Origin of the sequence: Rouxiella badensis (assembly GCF_026967515.2) — a bacterium.
GTDB lineage: Bacteria > Pseudomonadota > Gammaproteobacteria > Enterobacterales > Enterobacteriaceae > Rouxiella > Rouxiella badensis.
Map to the genome: position 1 here is coordinate 1,549,784 of NZ_CP114062.1, position 20,405 is coordinate 1,570,188.

A 20,405-nucleotide genomic window follows, 5' to 3' on the forward strand; every position below is an offset into this window, starting at 1 on the left:
TATGCGCACCGATGACTGGATTACCCAACTCACTCAGCTGCAACAGCGCAGGGAGCCTTGCGTGATGATGACGCTGGTTGAGCATCAGGGTTCTACGCCGCGCAACAGCGGCTGTAAGATGATTATTACCGCCGAGCGTCAATATTTTACCCTCGGTGGCGGTAATCTGGAGTTTCAGGCCACCGCTATCGCGCGTGAAATGATAAAGTGCGGTGCGCAGGAGAGCCGCATTGAACGCTTCAATCTGGGGGCTCGGCTGGGACAGTGCTGCGGCGGCGTGGCCACGGTGCTGTTCGAACCGCTGTGTCAGCCACAGCCGCAGGCTATTGTTTACGGCGCAGGGCACGTTGGGCGGGCGCTGGTCGCCATTCTCTCAACGCTGCCGTGCCGCATTACCTGGGTCGATTCACGCGCCAGCGAGTTTCCCGCGCACGTTGACCCGCAGATTACCTGCATCGTCGACGAAGACCCCGAAGAAACCGTGCAACAGATGCCCGCCAACGGGTATTTCATCGTGCTTACCCACGATCATCAGCTTGACTTGGCGCTGAGCGAGAAAATCCTCAAGCGTAATGATTTCGCCTACTTTGGGCTGATTGGTTCCGATACCAAACGTAAAAGGTTTGATTATCGGTTAACGGGTAAGGGGATAAGCGGAGAAAGTCTGGCAAGAATGCGTTGTCCGGTAGGGTTGCCGGACGTTAAAGGAAAACTCCCGGCAGAAATCGCCGTGGCGATTGCCGGGGAGTTTATCGCCGCCTATTCAGCGGCGGGCCAACAGCGTTAGCCGGTGATTACGCCGTAAATCAGCCTGCGACGGCCAACGTCGCGCGACCTGTTTGACCGGCACTCTGCTGCTCGATGGCCTCCGCGGCCTCTGCAAAAGGATACACCGGCCCTAAACGTAGATGCAGTGTGCCGTGGGCGACCTGCTGTGCCAGCTCGCTAAGCAGGGCATTATCGCCGTGCATTTGCAGGAAAACCGGCGGCGTCTGGCTCGTCACCAGCGCCGCAATATCTGGCCTGACGGCACTCACAACGCGGGCCGCGGGTTTAAGCGTCTGACCCAGATTTTCATAACCTGCACCGGCAAAATCCAGCAGTAAATCAATCTCTCTGACGTCAGCAAACGCCGAGGGTTGATGATAATCGATGACCTCGTCAGCCCCGAGGCGACGCAGATAATCATGGTTTTTCGGCGAAGCGGTGGCGAACACCTTGGCACCCGCCCGATGCGCAAGCTGAACGGCGAGGGAGCCGACGCCGCCAGCCGCGCCATGTATCAAGACCCGTTGACCTTCACGCAGTTGCCCTTGTTCAAACAACGCCTGCCACGCCGTCAGACCGCTGACCGGCAACGCACTGGCTACGGCGTCAGAGAGGCCGTCTGGAATCTTGACCAGTTGTGACGCATCAATGCTGATGTAATGAGCGAAGCCGCCCTGATTGCCGGTCAGCCCCATAACGCGGTCACCGCTTTTAAACGCCGTCACGTCGTCTGAAACAGAGGTGATGACGCCTGAAATCTCGCTGCCCGAGGTCACTGGAAACTGAAGCGGGAACACCGCACTCAGCATGCCGCTGCGCACTTTTTTGTCCACCGGATTCACGCCTGCACTGATAACGCGAACCACCACAAGCTGGCCCTGCGCTTCGGGCAGAGTGACATCTTCAACCTTTACAGCCTCTTTGCCGCCATACTGATGGAAACGTACTGCCTGGTTAGTGGTTGTCATTTTGAAAACTCCTGTTTGAATACCGTTTGGATACTGTCGGAACAAGACAACAATAAATGTTTTAAAAATGGTTTGGCAGATGCAATGATCGGCACAGCTTGTGCCAAATATGGGGCAGTATATGGATCTAAATGGCTTAAAGAGTTTTGTTGCCGTCGCCGCAGAGGGGGGATTTGGTGCCGCCAGCCGTAAGACCGGCATCGCGAAAACCAGCCTTTCCCGCCACGTTCGCCAGCTGGAGGAGCAACTTGACGTGCGCCTGCTTGAACGCACCCAGACCGGTTTTCGCCTGACCGACGAGGGCCGTTTTCTGCTCGAGAAGTCCCAGCCGCTGCTGGCTGAATTGAACGATTTGGCAGAGGTGCTCGGCACGCGTCGACTGTCGCCTTCGGGCAAGCTGCGCATCAGCGTACCGACCATAATGGCAAACTCCTCGTTTGGCGAGATTGCCGCACGCTATGCCCGACTTTATCCTGACGTTCAGCTCGAGGTGGTGGCGGAAGACCGGCGCGTGGACCCCGTTCGCGAGGGTTATGACGCGGTACTTCGCGCGCAGCCCTCGGTGGACGAGGAGCTGATGGGGAAACGTATTTTGAGCGATACCGTGCTGCTGGTTTGCCGTCCGGATGTGCAGGGAGCGCCGCTGCCTTTTATCGCGCTCGGCAACCTTTACCGAGAAAAGCGTCTCGAGATAAGGCATCAAGGCGTGGAGCATCAGGTGGAAACGCGGGAGGTGATGCGGCTGTCGTCTCCGACGATGATTTACGACGCGGTGCTGGCCGGGGCAGGCGCGGCACTATTACCGCTGATCGTGATTGGCGAGGATATTAAAAACGGCACGCTGGTTTCATTGGGCGAGCAGATAGACGGCGAGATTAATTTCTGGTTTCTCTACCCGAGCCGCCGCCATCTCAGCTTGCGTACCCGGGCGTTTATGACCCTGCTTGAGGAACATTTTTCACCCTAGATCAAAAATATAACGTTATAAATTTGCTTAAATTCTTGCTACCTGTTTTTCTTAATTTAAAGCTCCCTCAAGATAAGCAGGCAAAATATGGCGCGGTTGGTACTGCTGTTACTGGGCGTTGAATACTTGCGTGGCCGTTGGCGTAGCCTGATGTCGGTGGGAATTTTATGGCTGATTAGCGGCGTTGCCGTCTTTGTCGACGGGCTTGACGACGCGATTAACTTCCCCATCGCTTTTTTTGCCTGGCTGTTACTGATAGACGGCTGCTTTACCCTCGCCGTCGCCTGGGCGGGAGTCGGCGGTCAGAAGACGCTGCGCTACGTGAAAGGCACCGTGGTCGTTATCTGCGCGGTGCTGATTTTAGCCAGCGATTATCACGGCCATTTCATCCTCTCGATGCTGTTTGGTTTCTTGTTTCTGGCCGATGGGCTTTTGCAGCTGACCTCTGCCTGGGTGGTGCGCTATCGTCGCTGGCGGGCCGCGGCAATTGGCGGGATGATTGAAATCCTGCTGGCGATCTTTTTCTTCCAGCCTTATCCGACCAACTATCACGGTACGCTGCCGTATTTCCTGGGATTGTTCCTGTTCTTTGCCGGCCTCAATTTTGTGCGTATTGCGCTAAATGTACGGCGAATGATGGTGAATCCTGGGTTTGTGGCGATGGGTAATCCGATAATTGGCCCCAAATTACTCGGAAAAGAGAACGATAAGACCCCGGTGGTCCTGGACAGTCATTCAACCTCGGTGAAGGCGTTGACGGTGCATATCTGGACGCCGATGGGCAGTTCAAAGGCCCCCGCGCGGCGTCAAATGATAGTCGACCGTTATATTGCCGCCGTCGATACCAACGGGGTGATTTCGACCGGGCATTCAGCGCTGGAATCTCCTGAAGGGATTTACATCAGCCTCTATCCTAAGGAGGAAATCGATCGCTCCAGCCATTCTTTTACCCGATTGCTGCGCGCCACGCCGGAGAATAACGTGGCGGGGCGTTTCCTGCCGGATTATCAAACCGAGGCCAAAGAGTGGTGTCCGTCAAATATTCAGGTGATGATCAAAAACTATAATGCCGAGAAACTCAGTGAATTTTGGCAGCTTTACCGGCAGGACGACACCTACAACCTGACGTATCGCAACTGTTCGAGCACGGTCAGTCGCGCATTGGATGCCGCTATAGAAGGCGCAGTCGCGCGATCAATGGGATTTGGAGCGTTGGTGATGCTGCGGCTGCTGCTGACGCCGGAGCTGTGGGTCGCCTCACAGATTAGGATGCGGGCGTTAACGATGGCCTGGACGCCGGGCCTGACGCTAGACTATGCCCGCGCACTCAGCATGCTGGTCGACCCGAGGCAGGTTTCCTGGCTGAGACTGGCGAAACATGCTTGTCACCGCATTAAATCATTGAAAAAAGAGTGGCGGCGCGAAGACGCCGCCGCCAAAAATTCTTAGCCGAAGTAGCTGCCTGACTCGAGATCCTCGCGCAACGATTTATGGGTCGGTGACCAGCCCAGCGCTGACTGTGTGATGGCACTTGACGCCGGAACGTCAACCGCAAAGAAATGCCCCAGCCAGCCGAAATGTTCCGCGGCGTCAGCGGCGGTGATCGACTTGACCGGCAGGTTAAGCGCGCGGCCAATCAGTTCAGCGATATCGCGGGTTGGCACGCCTTCGTCACCCACGCCGTGATAAATAGCGCCTGCCGGGGCTTGCTCCAGCGCCAGGCGAAATAATCTGGCCGCATCGAAACGATGCACCGCGGGCCAGCGGTTGTTACCGTCGCCAATAAACCCGGAAACGCCGTGGCTTTTGGCAATGCCTATCAGTGCAGGCACGAAAGCGTGGTCGCCGTCGCCGTGAACCGAAGGCGGCAGACGCACCAGTGAACTGCGCACACCGCGCTCAGCCAGCGCCAGCGCGGCCTGTTCGGATCGGGCGCGCAGCTTGCCGGCCGCGTCAGGGCTGGCAAGGTCGGTCTCTTTACCGACTTGGCCCTGCGCTAAAAGCGCAATTCCTGAAGTGACCACCAACGGCTTATGGGTTCCTTCCAGCGCGTCGCCCAAGGCCTGAATCGCCGTTAAATCGGTATCGCACGAGGCGGCAAACTGAGTGAAGTCGTGAATAAAGGCCGTATGAATGACGCCATCGGCCGCCTGCGCACCGCGTTTAAGGCTCGGTAAATCGTCAAGGCTGCCGAAATGAGGCTCAGCGCCCGCCGCCTTTAATGCCTCGGCCGCCGACTCGCTGCGGGCCAGGCCAAGCACCTGATGACCCGCGTTCAACAGTTCCTGCACAACGGCAGAACCAATAAATCCTGTTGCTCCCGTGACAAATACGCGCATGATAATATCCTCTTAAGATGAATGTGTGCGACGTGAACTCTACAGCGACTTTACAGGCGCGTTGGCGGTCGATTAAAGACGTGACGTTATACGGGTATAACCACTAACAGGCTAAACGGAGGCACGATGTCAGAGCAAAATCTGCTGGGAAATTTTCTCAAGGACCGGCGCAGTCGGCTCGATGCTGCCAGTTTGGGGTTCTCGATGACCCGCAGGCGCACGCCGGGGCTGCGAAGGGAAGAAGTGGCTCTGCGGGCCAATGTCAGCACTACCTGGTACACCTGGCTAGAACAGGGGCGCGAGGGAGCGCCGTCAAGCGACGTGCTGGAACGACTGGCACGCGCCCTGGCGCTCTCTGACGTCGAGCGCGAGTATCTGTTCCTGCTGGCGCAGAATCGGCCACCGCAGCTGCATCATCAACCTCCGGCAACGGTGTCCGCCCAGCTCCAGCGGCTGCTCGATGCGATGGAGAATATCCCGGCTTTTGTCAAAACCGCCGATTGGACCGTGGTTGCCTGGAACCGCGCCGCGTCCGTTGTGCTGGCCGACTATGCTGAGATGACCTACGAGGAGCGTAACATTTTGCGCATGGTGTTCTGCTGTCCGAGTAAACGCGCCGTGATGCCGGAGTGGGAAAAAGTCGCGAGCTTCGTGGTGGCAACGTTTCGGGCCGAGAGCGCCAGAGCGGGCATGACCGACGCATCGCGGGCGTTGATTGAAGAGCTGAACGCCGCCAGCCCTGAATTCAAGGCGCTGTGGTTAGACCAGAACGTCAGTCACCACGGCGAGGGCACCAAACGCATCAACCATGCCAGGGTGGGGCTTATCCATCTCGACTATTCGTCATTCGCCGTTGAGGGCAATCCCAACCTGAGCCTGGTGATTTATAATCCCTCAACCGAAATCGACAAAAAAAACGTTCACGCGTTGCTGCGGCTCAGTACAGTCGTCGGTTTTGCAGTCTGACCGCCAGGAACATCACCATCAGGGTCAGCGCGATAGCCAGGCTAGCCATCGCCATGCCGTCTCCGACCGAACCCTGCTCAAACTGCCGCCAGACAAATACCGAGACAGTTTCTACCCCTGCCGGCGCCAGCAGCAACGACGTGACCAGCTCGCGTGAGGCGACGGCAAAGACCATCATCATTGAGGCCAGCAGGCTTGGCCACACCAGCGGCAACAGAATCAGCCGCAATGCCTGCGCCGCACTGGCACCGTGAACGCGCGCCGAGGCCTCGAGATTATTACCAATCTGCCGCATGGCCGCGCTGACGTAGCGTACCGGATACGGCAGCAGCAGACAGCAGTAGGCCAACAGCAGAATGCCCCAGGTGTTATAGGGGGTCACGGGCCAAAAACTGCGATTCCAGGCGAGGATCAGCCCCACACCGACGACGATACCCGGCAGGGCCGCAGGGAAAAGCGATAGCGCATCGATGCAGGCGGCAAAACGTATCCGCCTTGCGACGACCAGCCAGGCAGCGAGCAGGCCCACCACGCCAACAACCAGCGCAGTGCCTAACGCCAGACTCAGACTGGTGCCGAGCGCGCCGAGGGCATCGCCCTGAAGGTCAAATAGCGCCTTGTAATGCCCTAACGTCAGATTATTGACGCCAAGGCCGCCCGACAAAGTGCGGCTAAACGCGGTGACAAAAATCGAGGCCAGCGGCAGCCCAACCGCCGTTAATGCGACCAGCGAAAACAGCGCCAATACCAGAAAACGTGCGCGCCCCAGCGGCTTGGGTACCACGGCTATCGGTTTGCCGGAGGTGGTTTCTACGTCTTTACCGGCGACTATCGCGCGCTGTACCCAGTAGGCGCAACAGGCTATCGCCACTAATATCACCGACAGTCCGGCAGCGCCCGGCATATCAATCGGCCAGTCGGCAAGGCGTTGTTCGATGCCGGTGGTTAGCACCTCCACGCCGCTGCGTGTGCCCAAGGCGGCAGGTACGCCGTACTCCTCAATCGACAGGGTAAAGGCCAACAGCAGGCTAGAGGCTGTCGACGGCAGTGCGAGGGGCACGGAAATCCTGAAAAATGCTCGCCATGGCCCTGCGCCGTGCACCCGTGCGACATCGGCCAGACGGCTGCCGCTGGCTGCCATGCTCCGTGAAATGGCAAAATAGACCACCGGGAATACGTTCATCGTCATCACCATCACCATTCCCGGCATTGAGAACAGCAGGTTGTTGAGATTCACGCCCAGCAGCTGTTGTACATAGCCGTGCGACTGTAGGGCCAGCATCCACGACAGCGCAGCCAGATAAGGCGGGAAAAGGAACGGGATCAGGAACAAGGCGTCCCACAGCGCGGCGTACGGCAGGGCAAACAGCCCGCGCAGCGTGCCCAGCGGAATGCCGATGAGCGCCGTGGCCAGCGCAACACCTAGCCCGAGCCGCAGGGTGCCTGAGAGCAACGTGGGAAATTGCGCATCAGCAAACAGTTTGCCGAAGGCGCTAAAAGGCGCGTTAAACGTGCCCCGGTCTAGATGAGGGAAAATCGCCTGCAGCAGCACAAAGGTGACGGGGACGGCGACCAGAAACAGCAGAGCCCCGCCGGTAAATACCGGCAGCAGCGTATTTTTATTCATTGAGACTCCCGCGACCGGCGAGTTGAGTCGCCGGTCATTGGTCGGTAATTAATGCGCTGAATCAGTTGTTTGCCGCGAACAGGGTCGCGAACTTGTCGAGGAGCTGACGGCGGTCGGCGCTTCCCGTTGACGCCGTCGGCAGCACTTTAAGCGTTTTAAACAGCGGACGTTTGGCATCGACATCGTCGCGCGCTGGCATCAGCCAGGCATCGGCAACCAGCTTCTGGCCCTCGGGTGAAAGGACATAATCGATAAAGGCTTTGGCCTGTGCTGGTTCCTTGCTGCTCTTGAGGATCATCATCGGACGCGGGGCGATAACGGTGCCGCTGGCGGGGAAAATCACTTTGATGGCCTCTCCGGCCTCTACGCTGTTATAGGAAACGTAGTCCACTGCGCCAAATACGGCGGCTTTCGCGCCCTGAAGCACCGGCGTCAGTGCCTGGGCGTTAGGGCCGGCAATAATCATGCCGTTAGTTTTTAGCTGCTCAAACAGCTTCCATGCCTGCTCGCCGTGGGCATTTTGCAGGCCTTCGAGCAAGTCCAGCGATGCGCCGGAGAGCGACGGGTCCGGCGTGGTGACCTTGTCTTTAAAGGCCGGTTGCGCCAAGTCCTGCCAGTCTTTCGGCTCGGGTGTCCCACTCTGGGTATTCCAGACTATCCCCAACGCTGATATCCCCTGCGCCACATAATAGGGCGTCTTAAACTGTGCGGGAACATGGGCGGCATTCGGGCTCTCATAAGCCAACAACGCGTCGCGTTTTTCGAGGCTGCCTGCGGTGTCCCAGGAGGCAGAAATCAGCACGTCGGCGCGCGGATTTGCCTGCTCGGCGTCCAGACGGGCCATTACTTTGCCCGTGGTCGCCTGAAAGATTTCTACTTTAACGCCGGTCTGTTTTTCATAGCCTGCCGCCAGTTTTTTCGCCAGCGAACCGGGACCGGCCGTATAAACCGTCAACGCCTGGGCGCTGGCGGCGGTCAGAGCAAAAGAGAGAGTCATTGCCGTCAGTAAACCTGTTTTGATAAAAGAAGAGTGATGCGTCATTTTTTAATTTCCACCAGAGGGTTAAGCAACAAAAGGATCAATACGGGAAAGGCCTGACTGCCGATTGCCGTCCAGCAGGTCGATGCGTTCGATGGCACCCTGATTCATTCGCGCAATGCAGTGGGCCAGAGTTTCCGCCTCCTGCGGATCGTGCGTGACATACACCGCCGTCGTTCCCAACTGGCGCAATAGAACGGCCATTTCTTCACACAGGCTTTCGCGCAAATTACGGTCCAGATTGGAAAGCGGTTCATCGAACAGCAGGATTTGCGGCTCGGCCACGATGGCACGCGCTAACGCCACGCGCTGTTGCTGCCCCCCGGAAAGCTCGGCAGGGCGGCGATGATGAAAATCAGCTAATCCGACGCGGTCCAGGGCTTCTAGCATGCGTTGCTGGCGCTGTTTTGGGGCAACACCGCGCATCTGTAGGGGGAAGATGACGTTTTGTCCGACCGTCATATGCGGCCAGAGGGCGTAATCCTGAAACACCATGCCCAGGCTGCGCTTCTCCGGCGGCAGGCTAAAACGGCCATCGACCACCTTCTGTTCGCCAAAAAAGAGCCGACCGCTGTCAGGGTGAAGCAGCCCGGCGAGCAATTTTAGCAGGGTGCTTTTGCCGCATCCCGAAGGACCCAGCAGCGCCATAATGGTTCCTTTGGGAACCTTGAGACAGACGTTGTTTAACACCGTGGTGGTCCCGTAACGGTGTGAAACCTGTTCAACACGAATCGCGGCGGGGAGTGCGGTTACCGGTGTGCGCATTTGGCCTCCCGCACGGAATAGATTCCGTCGTAAAGCACACAGGCGCGCACCACCGGCCAGAAGGCAGGTAATTGCATGGGGACTATCCTCTTTGGGATTTATTGATAGCAGCCACCCTAATGTCGATTTATGACACGACAATGACAGTGCCCACAGGCCTCTGAGTCAAAAACCAAGTTGCCTTCCCAGGGATAAAACAGTTGCGCCACCGCACGCGCTTGGCTACTTTATTGATTAAGTTAACTATTCACTTACTCTTTCCTGTAGTCACGTGATGCAGACTGTAACCTTCTGGAGAACTGATGAAAATTATCGTTATTGGCGCAGGAATGGTCGGTGCATCGCTGACCTGGGAACTGACGCAGGCTGGCCATTCTGTGACGTTACTTGAGGCGGGTGAAGCCGGAAAGGGCACCAGCGCCAACTCATTTGCCTGGATAAACTCCCACGGCAAGCCGCCAGAAGCCTATCAGCGTCTTAACGCTGCCGGAATGCAGGCGCACAGCGAATTGGCCGCGCGCTTGGGTAAAGCCCCCTGGCTTAATCTGACCGGTTGTCTGGAATGGCGCGCTGCCGACCAGCAGCAGGCGATGCAGGATAACGTTGAGCAACTCCAGCAGTATCAGTATCCCGCGGAGTGGATTAGCGCCGAGCAGCTTCAGGCGCTGGAGCCTGAAATCCATCTCGACGGCACCCAGGGCGCGATCGGCTGGTTTCCGTCCGAAGGCTGGATCGATACCCAGCAATATATTCAGCTGCTGTTGCAGGCCAGCGCCGCCGAAGGTGCAAAGATTGTGACCGGGAGCCGGGTGAACGAAATTTTGCAGGAGGGGAATACCGTCACCGGTGTAAAAACCTCTGACGGAACGCTGCACCGCGCTGAGCTGACCATCAACGCCAGCGGCCGCTGGTCCGACAAGTCCCCCTACAACGACGGCCTGGCGACAAGACTGGCACCGACCACCGGCATTCTGATCCGCGTTCCTGCCGAGTACGCCCCCGTCAGCCACGTATTGGCAACGCCGCTGTTCCACTGTCGTCCGGACGGTGAAGGCGTTACGCTACTTTGCCCTAACGAAGGGGTCTATGACATTGACGAGAGTACGCCAGCGTCGCGGGTCAGTGAGCTGGCAGCCGACATTATCCGCAAAGCAACGGCGGTGTGGCCAAAGCTGTCTGAGTTGAAACCCGAGCAGTATCAGGCACGTATGGGAATTCGCGCCTTGCCTGAGGACGGCTATCCTATTGTGGGACCGACCGAAGGGCTGGCCGGTTATTACACCGTTGTGACGCACAGTGGTGTGACGCTGTCACCTTTACTGGCGCGTTTAGTCACTCGCGAGATAGCGGGTACGCCGGTCGCTGAACTCGAGGCTTATCGTCCTTCGCGCCTGAGCCAGCCTAAACCGTGACCAACCTTATACGCTGCGCCTGGGGCGATAACGATGCGCTGATGCAGCAGTATCACGATACCGAATGGGGTGTACCGGTTTTTGATAGCCGCGCCCTGTGGGAGAAGCTGATGCTCGACGGTTTTCAGGCCGGACTGTCGTGGCGTATCATTCTCAAGAAACGCGAGGCGTTCAGAAAAGCTTTCTGTGGGTTTGATCCGCAGAAGGTGGCGGCTTTTACCGAAGAGGACATTGAGCGACTGGCGGCGAATGCCGATATCATTCGTTCGCGTTCCAAGATAAAAGCGGTGGTGAAGAATGCCCACGCCTATTTACGCATGCAGGAAAAAGGAGAGGATTTTTCGCAGTGGATTTGGTCTCACGTTGGGGGCGCACCGATTCAACATACAGGCCCCATTCCCACTCGCAGTACACTTTCAGAGCAAATTTCAAAAGAGCTTAAACAGCGCGGCTTCAGCTTCGTTGGCCCGGTCATCGTCTATGCCTGGATGGAAGCGACCGGAATCATCAATAGCCACCACCCGGACTGTTTCCGACGTCACGCGCTGTCTTTTTAAATCACGCCGTCCCACAACATCGATGCGCCTGCGGCAAGCATCATTATCGACACCAGAAGGTGAAAGATTTTGGTGGGCATTCTCGACACTAGCCCTTTACTGAGATAGATGCCGGAAATCTGCGACGCGCCGACAAAAATGCCGCTCAGAACCACCGATAACGGCAGGGCGCCGAGCACGCCAAAGGTTGAGGTCTTGGTCAGGAAAACAATCAGCGATGCGGCGGATTCGGTTGCTATCAGGCCCTGTTTGACCAGCCCAAAGCCTGAGAAAATAGGCACCGTCATGGGCCCGGTCGAGAACACCATACCGGTCAGGAAGCCTACGACCAGCCCACACAGCGCCAACTGCCAGGTGTTCAGCGTCAGATTGTGCCTGCGCGACCATGCCATCAGCGGCACTAGCGCCAGAAAAAAGACCCCGATACAGACATTGGATATCTTCGGCGGCAGCGCCCAAAGCGTATTGGCGCCGAGCACGGCACCCGGAACAGCCAACGCGGAGTAAGTCAAACAGGCGCGCCAGTCTATCTCCTTACGCCAGATAATCACCCGGGAAAAGTTACTCAGAATCGAGGCCACGGCCATCATCGGCACCGCAACCTGTGGCCCAAACTTCCAGGATAAAATCGGCAGCAGGATAATCGACCCGCCGGTACCAATAATGCCGCTGACGAACCCGGCGAATCCTCCCAGAATAACGATGGCGAGATAAATCATGATAAATTCCCTTAGCTATGTGATTTTTTTACTCATCAATTGATGCGGGATCCGCTCAACACTGCGTTGCATATCAATTTACGCGGTGATTTAATGGGAGTTAATCGATATCTTTACGAACCCTAAGTGAGAAAAAGTCACAATGGCCAGACGACTTCCACCGCTGAATTCTCTCCGTGCCTTCGAAGCTGCCGCGCGGTTAGGCCTGATAAAACTCGGTGCCGAGGAACTTTCCGTGACTCACGGTGCGATTAGTCGACAGGTGCAGCAGTTAGAAGCTTGGCTCGGCGTTCCGCTGTTTGATGGGTCTAAACATGCGCCGAGACTGACGGAAACAGGCCGTCAGTTGCTGCCCGCGCTCACCGCCGCTTTTGACCAAATGGAAACGGCGATTAGCCAGATTGCCGACAGTGCAGAAGGGGCGTTAGACGTCTCTTGTCCCGGCACTTTTACCATGCGCTGGCTGATACCGCGCCTGCATCATTTTCAGGCGGCGCATCCCGGCATTAACGTACGCCTGAACTCTTCGGGAACCTCGTCTGACCCGATTGGCAATAACGTCGATGTCGCGATTCGCGTCGGTAAAGCGCCTTGGCCGATAGGGGTGCAGGTTATCGAACTGTTTAATGAGAAGTTTGGTCCGGTTCATGCCCCCTCGGTCGTCCTTGCGGGGGCGTCGCTGCTGCATACCGTTTCACGCAGGAGTGCATGGGCGGATTGGGCCCAACGGGCTGGCGTAGAAACAGGGGAGCAGGGTTCAGCCGAATTTGAGCATTTTTACTTTATGCTGGAGGCGGCAACCGCAGGGTTAGGTGTGGCTATCGCCCCGTGGCCACTGGTTGCCGATGATGTTGCATCAGGGAGATTGATTGCGCCGCAGGGGTTTATCGAAAGCGGACTCAGCTACGTTACACTCCGCAGGCAAAAGCAAAATCGCAAGGCGGATATCTTCTGTGCCTGGCTGAAATCAGCCGCCGAGGCCTATGCCGCCGGTGATCGTGCTTAAGCCCGATTTTGTCTTTTATCTTTGTAGTAGCTGCGGTACTGCGCCGGACTGACCTTCAGCTGACGGTAAAACGCACGGCGCAAAATATCGATACTTGAATACCCGCATTTGGCGGCAATTTGTTTTGGCGTGAGCTCGGCAGACTCGAGCAAATGGCGCGCATAATTGATGCGCTCCTGCTCCAGCCATTCTCCCGGCGTCAGGCCAATCTCCTGCGTAAACAGACGTGAAAGATGGCGGGTGCTAACGCCCATATGTTCGGCCATCGACTGCACGGAGTGCGGATGTTCCAGATTGCCAATCGCCCAACGTTGCAGGTCTTGTAGCGCCGAGCGGCCGCTCAGCGAGGTGCGCCCCATGCGGCTAAACTGCATCTGGCCGCCTGGGCGTTTAAAGAACATCACCAACTGCGCGGCGACGGTCTTCGCGACGTCACGGCCCAAATCCTCCTCCACCATCATCAATGCCAGATCTAATCCAGAGGTAACGCCTGCCGCCGTGCGCAGGGGGCCTTCGGCGATGTAAATAGCGTCAGCATCGACCTGAATCCCCGGATAACTTTGCGCAAACGCCTCGGCGACCGACCAGTGCGTAGTGACGCGATGCCCCTCCAAGAGGCCGGTCGCGGCAAGCAGCAGGGCGCCGGTGCACACCGACCCATAACGGCGGCTGTTTAAAGCGCGCTGGCGGAGCCTGTCGAGCAGCTCAGACGACGGAATAAATTGCGCAATATCCGGCGCACCGGCGACAAGCAGCGTGTCGGCAGTTTCATCGGCGTCATCCTGGAGCCGCTTCTGCGCCAGCAAACAAATACCCGATGAGGTCACCACGTTGAGCAAGTCGATTGCCAGCACCTCCAGCTGATAAATTTTGCGTCCCATCTGCTGATTCACCTCGGCGAAAACGTCGAGCGGGCCGGAGACGTCCAACAGCTGAACGCCGGGAATTGCCAAAATCTGCACTTTTTTGATCATTCGTTTGTTCCGATGTCTCAGGAGGTCATTATGTCTTATATAGTCATAATAGTACGATTGAGGACGAGCTGCGCGAGGTTTATTGTCATTCCATACTTTCAACCCGACAGGCAGGACACATCATGACACTCAACGTTAAAGGCATTCATATCCCAGACAGCCGTATGGCACAGCAGGCAACAGAACTCGTGCGTGATACCGAATCAGAATTATTGTTCAATCACTCCAGCCGCGTCTATTACTGGGGCGCTCTTGCAGGACAACAGCGTGGGGTCGTCGTTGACCACGAACTGCTGTATATCGGCTGTATGTTCCACGATATGGGCTTAACCCACGACCACTGTAGCTGTGACAAACGTTTTGAAGTTGATGGGGCGAACGCGGCGCGCGACTTTTTACGCCAGCATCAGATTAGCCAGGCAGATATTGATAAAGTCTGGACCGCGATTGCACTTCACACCACGCCGGGTATTCCCGAATTTATGGACCCGGTTATTGCGCTGGTGACGGCGGGCGTCGAGATGGACGTACTGGGGATTAACTATGCAGGGTACAGTGACGAAGAACGTGAGGCGGTAGTTGCGGCGTATCCCCGTACCCCGCAGTTCAAAGAAGACATTATCGAAGCTTTCTATCAGGGGGTTAAAGACAAGCCGCAGACAACCTTTGGTAACGTGAAGGCGGATGTTATTGCCGACAAACAGCCCGGTTTTGATAAAGGCAATTTCTGCTCGATTATCCGCGCTTCACGCTGGCCTTCATAGCGGTTAACTGGGTTATTGCAGCGTAAATTCAATCTTATAAAGTTCGGTGATCCCAGGATAAATCTCGGCGATCACCGCTTTCAGCTCGTCTAAGGTCATATTTTCCTGTTGGGCGTGGGTGTCATCGAGATGCTCATAAAGCACCGGCGTCACCGAGTTAACCACAATGTGACAGAAGAACTGATTGTCTTCATAACGCGCTACGCTGACTTTATCACCGGGTGAATAATCGGCGTCGCTTTTATCTCTTAGCGTAATGGTTTTACGTCCGGCAAGAATATCGGCCTCAAAGCGGCGATAGAAGGTGATGTTTTTCATGGATGTTCCTAAGCGAATATTTTGGTCATTATTGTTTACAAATTCAGTTGTCTACAGACGTATTCCCTACAGCAAATTGCTATCTGCCCTAATAATACCCATGCTAATGTTGCTATTACTCACCTCCACGGGGAACCCCTCGATGAAAGCAAACACGGGTACTTACTATACGAAGACGGCACAAAGACTACACTGGATTATGGCGACAATCTTTATTGTCGCATGGGCGATTGGATTTTATTGCGCCAATATTATGCCCAGTGGCCCGGCAAAGGAATCCACCATCGATCTGCATAAGAATATTGCTACTTTGATCCTGTTCCTCATCGTTATTCGCGTCTTTTGGCGCTATACCCACCCGGCCCCGCAGCTGCCTGACAGTATTTCTCCCCTTATGAAGAGAGCGGCGCATGCGGCACATATGACGCTGTATCTGATTTTGATTATTCTCCCGGTCAGTGGATGTCTGCTGAGTTGGGGGAGCGGCTATAACGTGCCGGTTGCCTATCTGTTCGATATTCCGCGACTGGTCGCAAAGAATCCTCAATTAGTCTCCATTGCCAAACCGGTGCACATCTACCTTTCCTGGTTTGCCGGTGCGCTGGTGGTGGTGCATATTCTCGCTGCGTTGAAGCATCATTTCGTTGATAAAGACTCGGTTTTACTGAGTATGGTCCGCAATAAAAAAGCCTGATTTTCCTTTCTTGAGTCAGGAGAGATGCCGCTCCTGACTCACTCTGTTTGTTGCTTGCTGATTATTTAGAAACACAAGAGTGGCTTTTTGGTCACTCTGCCGCTAAATTAGGAAATGATCATTCCCTAAATAACGAGGATTACCTAATGACGGCAAACTCAATCTCTTGCCTTTCTCCAATCGCTCCCGCTGTAGAGGGATTCACGCACCACTATGAGACACTCGAGGGTGTCAGGATTCATTATGTGACGGGCGGTAACGCACAAGGGGAGACGTTGGTTCTTCTGGCAGGGTTTCCAGAAAGCTGGTATTCGTGGCGCAAAGTTATGCCTGCTTTAGGAGAACACTATCGGATTATTGCCCCGGATCTTCCGGGTCAGGGCGATTCAGACAAGCCTCTTGAAGGATACGATACAAAATCCGTGGCCACTAAAGTGCGTTCGCTCCTGCAACGTTTAGAGGTGACTGAATATTATCTTGCCGCCCATGATGTCGGGGCCTGGGTCGCTTATCCGTATGCTGCCATGTTTGGTGACGAGATAAAGAAACTGGCCATTCTGGATGCCGGTATTCCGGGAGTGACATTACCCGATGCCGTGCCTCATTCCACAGAAAGAGGCTGGAGGACCTGGCATTTCGCTTTCCATGCGATCCCTGACTTGCCTGAGGCGCTTATTGCCGGAAAGGAACGCGTTTATCTTGAGTGGTTCCTGAGAAGAAAAACCGCCGCCCCTGATGCCTTTAGCGAAGAAGATATTAATGAGTATCTGCGTACCTTCACTAAAAGCGGAGGCGTTCGTGCAGGTCTGGCTTACTATCGCGCGCTGTCGGTTTCTGCGGCACAAAATGCACATTTCAAATCTTTGGGTAAACTGAAAACGCCGGTTTTGGCGATCGGCGCTGAACAAGGCTCGATTGCCGATATGGCGACACCTTTACGTCCATTCTTTGAAAACGTGAAGGGGACGGTCATTGCTAAAAGTGGACATTTCCTGCAGGAAGAACAGCCTGAAGCCGTTGAAAAGGCGCTGCGTAATTTCTTTGATTTATAAAATGAATATATCGAGCATCGGTGGCGGTGCCGTGCTGGATACCGCCAAGGCGGTGGCGCGTCGTCTGAATCTTAACGTAGTGGCTATTCCTACTATCGCCGCGACCTGTGCCGCATGGACGCCACTGTCGGTCTGGTATAGCGACCAAGGTACGGCCTTGAGTTATGAAATATTCAATGACGCTAATCATTTGGTGGTGGTCGAACCGCAGATAATCTTACAGGCGCCGAAGGAGTATTTGCTTGCCGGCATCGGCGATACTTTAGCGAAATGGTATGAAGCGGTGGTGCTTTGTCCGCAGCCTGCTGAGCTTCCGCTGACCGCACAGCTGGGTCTAAACACCGCGCTCACCCTTCGAGACGTGTTACTTAACGAAAGCGAGAGAGCGCTTGAGGCGCAGAGTAAAAATCAGCTGAGCAAATCGCTTATCAACGTTATCGACGCTATCATTGCTGGTGGCGGGCTGGTGGGCGGTCTTGGCGAACGCTTTACCCGCATCGCTGCGGCTCATTCGATTCATAACGGGCTGACCGCCTTGCCACAAACCGATGCCTTCCTGCACGGTACCAAGGTGGCCTATGGCATTCTGGTGCAGAGTGCCTTGCTGGAGCAGTATGAGGTGGTCGCTCAGCTGATTGCTCTCTACAAGCGTCTGGATTTGCCGGTCAGCCTGGCTGAACTTCGGGTTGATATTCATGACGATGAGCAGATAGCTCGTCTGATTGCACGCACGCTAAAATCTACCGAGTCCATTCACTTACTCCCTAACCACCCGAATGAAAAATCGCTACGGGCCGCGCTTGAGTACGTCGAAAAACAGGTGAGCTAAATAAAGCCGGGAGAGCGAAAGTTCTCCCAAAAATGCTGCTACAAGCGCTGATAATTATCGTGCCAATACGCAATTAATTAATTTTAATTATTACTTGCGTACATAAATTAATAATTTTTACTAATATTTACAAGCACCCTGAGTGAAGGCGCGTTTATCCGGCCTCTCGCTGTGATTTATTTTTTATAAGGAGCTTGTGAATGACGTCCCTCATAACACCGCAAAATTCTGCGCTTGCCGCAGGGTTTGTTTCGCTTCTCGATCCGCTGCCGATCGGCTTTTTCACTGCCGCTTGGATATTTGACATTATTTATATCTATAGCAGCGAAATAGCCTGGACTCAGGCGGCCAGCTGGTTGATTGTTTTCGGCTTATTGATCGCCATTATTCCGCGTTTAATTAATCTGGTACAGGTGTGGGTCGGTACTTCTTATCCGCAGAGTTCGGCGGTAAAACTGCATTTCTGGGCCAGTGCGCTAGCTATCATATTGTCGATTTTCAACGCCTTTATTCACAGCCGCGACGCCTTTGCCGTGGTGCCAGCGGGCGTCACGCTTTCGAGCCTGGTGGTACTGTTACTGCTTATCGCCAATTTGCAGCTTGCCCTGCGCCAACGCAAAGCTTATGGAGAAGCAAAATGAAAAAACGCTTTGCGTTATCCGTGCTAGCGCTGACTGTGCCGTTGCTACTCGCAGGCTGCGATGAGGCGGCCAAAATTGCCCCCGAAAAGCAGACGGGGAGCAATCCCGAGTTGCCAGCGGCCAAAAATTTCCTACTGCCGCCGATGCAAGTTCCGAGCGGCACTACATGGAAAACGGCAGAGACGCCAAAGGTGGCAGAAGGCCTAAAAATTGCGAAGGTTGCAGACGGCTTTATGCATCCTCGTCAAATAACGGTGTTGCCTAATGGCGATGTTTTGGTGGTCGAAGCCAACAGTCCGCCGGGGGTGACCAGTAAACCGAAAGAAATCATCATGGGCATGGTACAGAAGGCCTCGGGTAAAGGCGGGCCCGGCGGTAATCGCATTACTCTGCTCAGAAATGCCAATGGCGATGGCAATACCTGGGAAAAGCATATTTTCCTCGAAAATCTGCACTCGCCGTTTGGCGTTCAGCTGATTGGCAATGAACTTTACGTTGCCAACGCCGACGGCCTGGTGAAATACCCCTATCAGAGCGGGGAAACGCAAATAACCGAACCGCCGACTGAGGTTGCCGATCTGCCGGGCGGTCCGATTAACCATCACTGGACCAAGTCGCTGCTTGCCAGCCCAGACGGCAGCAAGCTTTACGTCGGCGTAGGGTCTAACAGCAACATTACGGAAAATGGCATCGGCGCTGAATATCGTCGTGCAGATATTCTCGAGGTAGACGTGGCAACCGGTGCGAGCCGTATTTATGCCAGCGGGCTGCGCAACCCGACCGGGCTACAGTGGGAGCCGCAAACCGGCAAACTGTGGGCAGTAGTCAATGAACGCGATGAAATCGGTGCCGATCTGGTCCCTGATTATATGACCTCGGTGCAGGAAAACGCTTTCTATGGCTGGCCATACAGCTATTACGGCCAGCACGTTGACCAGCGGGTCAGGCCGCAGCGCCCGGATTTGGTCGAGAAGGCCATCAGGCCGGACTACGCGCTCAGCTCGCACGTCGCCCCCTTGGGGCTTTGGTTCTATACCGGCACCAACCTTCCGGCCGAGTATCGCGGCGGGGCGTTTATCAGTGAGCACGGCAGTTGGAATCGCAAACCGCTCAATGGCTATCAGGTCGTGTATGTTGCCTTCAAGGACGGCAAGCCGGTAGGGCAACCAAAGCCTGTCGTGACGGGGTTCCTGACCGAAGATCAGAAACAGGTGCGCGGATTGCCAGTCGGACTAGCGATGGATAAGCTGGGTGGATTGCTGATTGTCGATGATGCTGGCAATACCGTATGGCGCGTAACGGGGCAGGACAGCCAATAAAATACAGGCGTGATAAACAGGGTTTTTATTAGGAAGCTCTATTTGGAATTTAATTGACGATTTTATTTACGTTTTAATTTACAAATCCAACTTCGTTTATGGTTTGTATATATTAAACAAATCGTTTATAAAACTCAGATGCCCGCCTTTTATAGCCCTCGGCGGGCACTTTTCAATAAGATGACATCATTTCAAACACTCTCTCCATTATTTACACCGCAATTTTACGAATGTTTTACTCCTTCACCTGATAACACTTTCCGAAAGCAGGCGTATATTACTATTAATCATTTTCTAATCTGCATTCGAGGGTCTGTGATGAAAAAGCTCACACTATTCGGGATTTGTGCAACCCTGCTGGTCGGGTTAGGTGCAAGCAGTGTTTCCCAGGCATATCCGTATCACCACGGCGGTTATCGTGGCGGTTGGGGCGGCCCACGCGTCGTCGTCGGCGTAGGCCCTTATTGGGGACCCGATCCTTACTATTGGGGACCGCCTCCGTATTATGGCCCACCACCGGTTGTTTACGTGACGCCTCCGGCGCCCCAGGTCTATGTACAAAAACCGGCCTCTGCCAGTTATTACTGCCACAACCCGGTAGGTTATTACCCGCAGATCCCACGCTGCCCAACCGGTTGGCAGAAACTGGCACCACGGTAATTAACCCTAATTCGATTGCGG

General features: G+C 55.2%; 21 protein-coding genes and 1 pseudogene. 14 read left to right on the forward strand and 8 right to left on the reverse strand.

What is annotated here, in order from left to right:
* The first annotated feature begins 1 nt into the window (after nt 1).
* Nucleotides 2–787, forward strand: coding sequence for a xanthine dehydrogenase accessory protein XdhC (gene xdhC / locus O1V65_RS07325; RefSeq protein WP_269130369.1), 786 nt, complete (start codon nt 2–4; stop codon nt 785–787).
* Nucleotides 788–806: 19 nt separating this feature from the next.
* Here the strand turns inward: xdhC and O1V65_RS07330 are convergent, their stop codons facing one another.
* A complete protein-coding gene (locus O1V65_RS07330) occupies nt 807–1,736 on the reverse strand; it encodes an NADP-dependent oxidoreductase (RefSeq protein WP_227955207.1) in 930 nt (309 codons plus the stop codon).
* 121 nt (nt 1,737–1,857) lie between these two features.
* On the opposite strand from O1V65_RS07330, the gene O1V65_RS07335 reads away from it, so the two are divergent.
* Both O1V65_RS07335 and O1V65_RS07340 read left to right on the forward strand, forming a co-directional pair.
* Entirely contained in the window at nt 1,858–2,703 is an 846-nt protein-coding gene (locus O1V65_RS07335; protein WP_165429534.1) for a LysR family transcriptional regulator, read from the forward strand.
* Between the two features lie 87 nt (nt 2,704–2,790).
* Entirely contained in the window at nt 2,791–4,152 is a 1,362-nt protein-coding gene (locus O1V65_RS07340) for an HdeD family acid-resistance protein (protein ID WP_269130370.1), read from the forward strand.
* Here O1V65_RS07340 and O1V65_RS07345 read toward each other — a convergent pair.
* On the reverse strand, nt 4,149–5,042 hold the full coding sequence (locus O1V65_RS07345) for an SDR family oxidoreductase (RefSeq protein WP_227989595.1): 894 nt from the start codon (nt 5,040–5,042) through the stop codon (nt 4,149–4,151). The two genes, O1V65_RS07340 and O1V65_RS07345, sit on opposite strands and share 4 nt — an antisense overlap.
* Nucleotides 5,043–5,168: 126 nt before the next feature.
* Between O1V65_RS07345 and O1V65_RS07350 the strand changes: the two genes are divergently transcribed.
* The gene (locus O1V65_RS07350) at nt 5,169–6,008 is read left to right on the forward strand and encodes a helix-turn-helix transcriptional regulator (RefSeq protein WP_017492127.1); all 840 of its coding nucleotides are present in this window, start codon (nt 5,169–5,171) and stop codon (nt 6,006–6,008) included.
* Here O1V65_RS07350 and O1V65_RS07355 read toward each other — a convergent pair.
* From O1V65_RS07355 to O1V65_RS07365, 3 genes are all read right to left on the reverse strand, one after another.
* Nucleotides 5,980–7,635, reverse strand: a complete 1,656-nt coding sequence (locus O1V65_RS07355) for an ABC transporter permease (RefSeq protein ID WP_269130371.1) — start codon at nt 7,633–7,635, stop codon at nt 5,980–5,982. The genes O1V65_RS07350 and O1V65_RS07355 overlap by 29 nt on opposite strands.
* Before the next feature lie 61 nt (nt 7,636–7,696).
* The gene (locus O1V65_RS07360) at nt 7,697–8,677 is read right to left on the reverse strand and encodes an ABC transporter substrate-binding protein (protein ID WP_017492125.1); all 981 of its coding nucleotides are present in this window, start codon (nt 8,675–8,677) and stop codon (nt 7,697–7,699) included.
* Nucleotides 8,678–8,698: 21 nt separating this feature from the next.
* Nucleotides 8,699–9,439, reverse strand: a complete 741-nt coding sequence (locus tag O1V65_RS07365; RefSeq protein WP_017492124.1) for an ABC transporter ATP-binding protein — start codon at nt 9,437–9,439, stop codon at nt 8,699–8,701.
* A gap of 302 nt (nt 9,440–9,741) precedes the next feature.
* Here O1V65_RS07365 and O1V65_RS07370 point away from each other — a divergent pair, with 302 nt between their 5' ends.
* Together O1V65_RS07370 and O1V65_RS07375 are read left to right on the forward strand one after the other, a co-directional pair.
* Nucleotides 9,742–10,851, forward strand: a complete 1,110-nt coding sequence (locus O1V65_RS07370) for an NAD(P)/FAD-dependent oxidoreductase (RefSeq protein ID WP_084912316.1) — start codon at nt 9,742–9,744, stop codon at nt 10,849–10,851.
* Nucleotides 10,848–11,408, forward strand: a complete 561-nt coding sequence (locus O1V65_RS07375) for a DNA-3-methyladenine glycosylase I (RefSeq protein ID WP_084912315.1) — start codon at nt 10,848–10,850, stop codon at nt 11,406–11,408. The genes O1V65_RS07370 and O1V65_RS07375 overlap by 4 nt, the downstream gene beginning before the upstream one ends.
* Here O1V65_RS07375 and O1V65_RS07380 read toward each other — a convergent pair.
* Entirely contained in the window at nt 11,405–12,127 is a 723-nt protein-coding gene (locus tag O1V65_RS07380) for a sulfite exporter TauE/SafE family protein (protein ID WP_269130372.1), read from the reverse strand. The genes O1V65_RS07375 and O1V65_RS07380 overlap by 4 nt on opposite strands.
* A gap of 142 nt (nt 12,128–12,269) precedes the next feature.
* Between O1V65_RS07380 and O1V65_RS07385 the strand changes: the two genes are divergently transcribed.
* The gene (locus O1V65_RS07385; protein ID WP_017492120.1) at nt 12,270–13,133 is read left to right on the forward strand and encodes a LysR substrate-binding domain-containing protein; all 864 of its coding nucleotides are present in this window, start codon (nt 12,270–12,272) and stop codon (nt 13,131–13,133) included.
* Here the strand turns inward: O1V65_RS07385 and O1V65_RS07390 are convergent.
* Nucleotides 13,130–14,107: a GlxA family transcriptional regulator gene (locus O1V65_RS07390; protein WP_017492119.1), complete on the reverse strand. Its 978-nt coding sequence runs from the start codon at nt 14,105–14,107 to the stop codon at nt 13,130–13,132. The genes O1V65_RS07385 and O1V65_RS07390 overlap by 4 nt on opposite strands.
* A 122-nt stretch (nt 14,108–14,229) precedes the next feature.
* Between O1V65_RS07390 and O1V65_RS07395 the strand changes: the two genes are divergently transcribed.
* On the forward strand, nt 14,230–14,871 hold the full coding sequence (locus tag O1V65_RS07395) for an HD domain-containing protein (protein ID WP_227977478.1): 642 nt from the start codon (nt 14,230–14,232) through the stop codon (nt 14,869–14,871).
* A 12-nt stretch (nt 14,872–14,883) separates the two neighbouring features.
* Here O1V65_RS07395 and yqfB read toward each other — a convergent pair whose 3' ends face one another.
* Nucleotides 14,884–15,189 (reverse strand): N(4)-acetylcytidine aminohydrolase, encoded by a 306-nt coding sequence (yqfB, locus tag O1V65_RS07400; RefSeq protein ID WP_017492117.1) that lies wholly within the window; start codon nt 15,187–15,189, stop codon nt 14,884–14,886.
* Between the two features lie 142 nt (nt 15,190–15,331).
* On the opposite strand from yqfB, the gene O1V65_RS07405 reads away from it, so the two are divergent.
* From O1V65_RS07405 to O1V65_RS07430, 6 genes and pseudogenes are all read left to right on the forward strand, one after another.
* Nucleotides 15,332–15,883 (forward strand): cytochrome b, encoded by a 552-nt coding sequence (locus O1V65_RS07405; RefSeq protein ID WP_017492116.1) that lies wholly within the window; start codon nt 15,332–15,334, stop codon nt 15,881–15,883.
* A gap of 146 nt (nt 15,884–16,029) precedes the next feature.
* On the forward strand, nt 16,030–16,935 hold the full coding sequence (locus O1V65_RS07410; RefSeq protein WP_269130518.1) for an alpha/beta fold hydrolase: 906 nt from the start codon (nt 16,030–16,032) through the stop codon (nt 16,933–16,935).
* A 7-nt stretch (nt 16,936–16,942) separates the two neighbouring features.
* A pseudogene (locus O1V65_RS07415) lies at nt 16,943–17,764 on the forward strand (oxidoreductase); the annotation flags it as partial.
* A gap of 200 nt (nt 17,765–17,964) precedes the next feature.
* On the forward strand, nt 17,965–18,405 hold the full coding sequence (locus O1V65_RS07420; RefSeq protein ID WP_084912310.1) for a DUF2231 domain-containing protein: 441 nt from the start codon (nt 17,965–17,967) through the stop codon (nt 18,403–18,405).
* Entirely contained in the window at nt 18,402–19,724 is a 1,323-nt protein-coding gene (locus O1V65_RS07425) for a PQQ-dependent sugar dehydrogenase (RefSeq protein ID WP_269130373.1), read from the forward strand. The genes O1V65_RS07420 and O1V65_RS07425 overlap by 4 nt, the downstream gene beginning before the upstream one ends.
* A 318-nt stretch (nt 19,725–20,042) precedes the next feature.
* Nucleotides 20,043–20,384 carry a hypothetical protein gene (locus tag O1V65_RS07430; RefSeq protein ID WP_017493405.1) on the forward strand — a complete coding sequence of 114 codons (342 nt, stop codon included), beginning with the start codon at nt 20,043–20,045 and terminating at the stop codon, nt 20,382–20,384.
* Nucleotides 20,385–20,405 lie beyond the last annotated feature (21 nt).

What these genes read in the sequence shown, in the direction of transcription:
- O1V65_RS07360 (WP_017492125.1), bottom strand. Translation starts at nt 8,677, where the DNA reads ATGACGCATCACTCTTCTTTTATCAAAACAGGTTTACTGACGGCAATG.
- O1V65_RS07335 (WP_165429534.1), top strand. Translation starts at nt 1,858, where the DNA reads ATGGATCTAAATGGCTTAAAGAGTTTTGTTGCCGTCGCCGCAGAGGGG.
- xdhC (WP_269130369.1), top strand. Translation starts at nt 2, where the DNA reads ATGCGCACCGATGACTGGATTACCCAACTCACTCAGCTGCAACAGCGC.
- O1V65_RS07420 (WP_084912310.1), top strand. Translation starts at nt 17,965, where the DNA reads ATGACGTCCCTCATAACACCGCAAAATTCTGCGCTTGCCGCAGGGTTT.
- O1V65_RS07345 (WP_227989595.1), bottom strand. Translation starts at nt 5,042, where the DNA reads ATGCGCGTATTTGTCACGGGAGCAACAGGATTTATTGGTTCTGCCGTT.
- O1V65_RS07410 (WP_269130518.1), top strand. Translation starts at nt 16,030, where the DNA reads ATGACGGCAAACTCAATCTCTTGCCTTTCTCCAATCGCTCCCGCTGTA.
- O1V65_RS07430 (WP_017493405.1), top strand. Translation starts at nt 20,043, where the DNA reads ATGAAAAAGCTCACACTATTCGGGATTTGTGCAACCCTGCTGGTCGGG.
- O1V65_RS07355 (WP_269130371.1), bottom strand. Translation starts at nt 7,635, where the DNA reads ATGAATAAAAATACGCTGCTGCCGGTATTTACCGGCGGGGCTCTGCTG.
- O1V65_RS07365 (WP_017492124.1), bottom strand. Translation starts at nt 9,439, where the DNA reads ATGCGCACACCGGTAACCGCACTCCCCGCCGCGATTCGTGTTGAACAG.
- O1V65_RS07425 (WP_269130373.1), top strand. Translation starts at nt 18,402, where the DNA reads ATGAAAAAACGCTTTGCGTTATCCGTGCTAGCGCTGACTGTGCCGTTG.
- yqfB (WP_017492117.1), bottom strand. Translation starts at nt 15,189, where the DNA reads ATGAAAAACATCACCTTCTATCGCCGCTTTGAGGCCGATATTCTTGCC.
- O1V65_RS07330 (WP_227955207.1), bottom strand. Translation starts at nt 1,736, where the DNA reads ATGACAACCACTAACCAGGCAGTACGTTTCCATCAGTATGGCGGCAAA.
- O1V65_RS07385 (WP_017492120.1), top strand. Translation starts at nt 12,270, where the DNA reads ATGGCCAGACGACTTCCACCGCTGAATTCTCTCCGTGCCTTCGAAGCT.
- O1V65_RS07370 (WP_084912316.1), top strand. Translation starts at nt 9,742, where the DNA reads ATGAAAATTATCGTTATTGGCGCAGGAATGGTCGGTGCATCGCTGACC.
- O1V65_RS07405 (WP_017492116.1), top strand. Translation starts at nt 15,332, where the DNA reads ATGAAAGCAAACACGGGTACTTACTATACGAAGACGGCACAAAGACTA.
- O1V65_RS07380 (WP_269130372.1), bottom strand. Translation starts at nt 12,127, where the DNA reads ATGATTTATCTCGCCATCGTTATTCTGGGAGGATTCGCCGGGTTCGTC.
- O1V65_RS07395 (WP_227977478.1), top strand. Translation starts at nt 14,230, where the DNA reads ATGACACTCAACGTTAAAGGCATTCATATCCCAGACAGCCGTATGGCA.
- O1V65_RS07340 (WP_269130370.1), top strand. Translation starts at nt 2,791, where the DNA reads ATGGCGCGGTTGGTACTGCTGTTACTGGGCGTTGAATACTTGCGTGGC.
- O1V65_RS07350 (WP_017492127.1), top strand. Translation starts at nt 5,169, where the DNA reads ATGTCAGAGCAAAATCTGCTGGGAAATTTTCTCAAGGACCGGCGCAGT.
- O1V65_RS07390 (WP_017492119.1), bottom strand. Translation starts at nt 14,107, where the DNA reads ATGATCAAAAAAGTGCAGATTTTGGCAATTCCCGGCGTTCAGCTGTTG.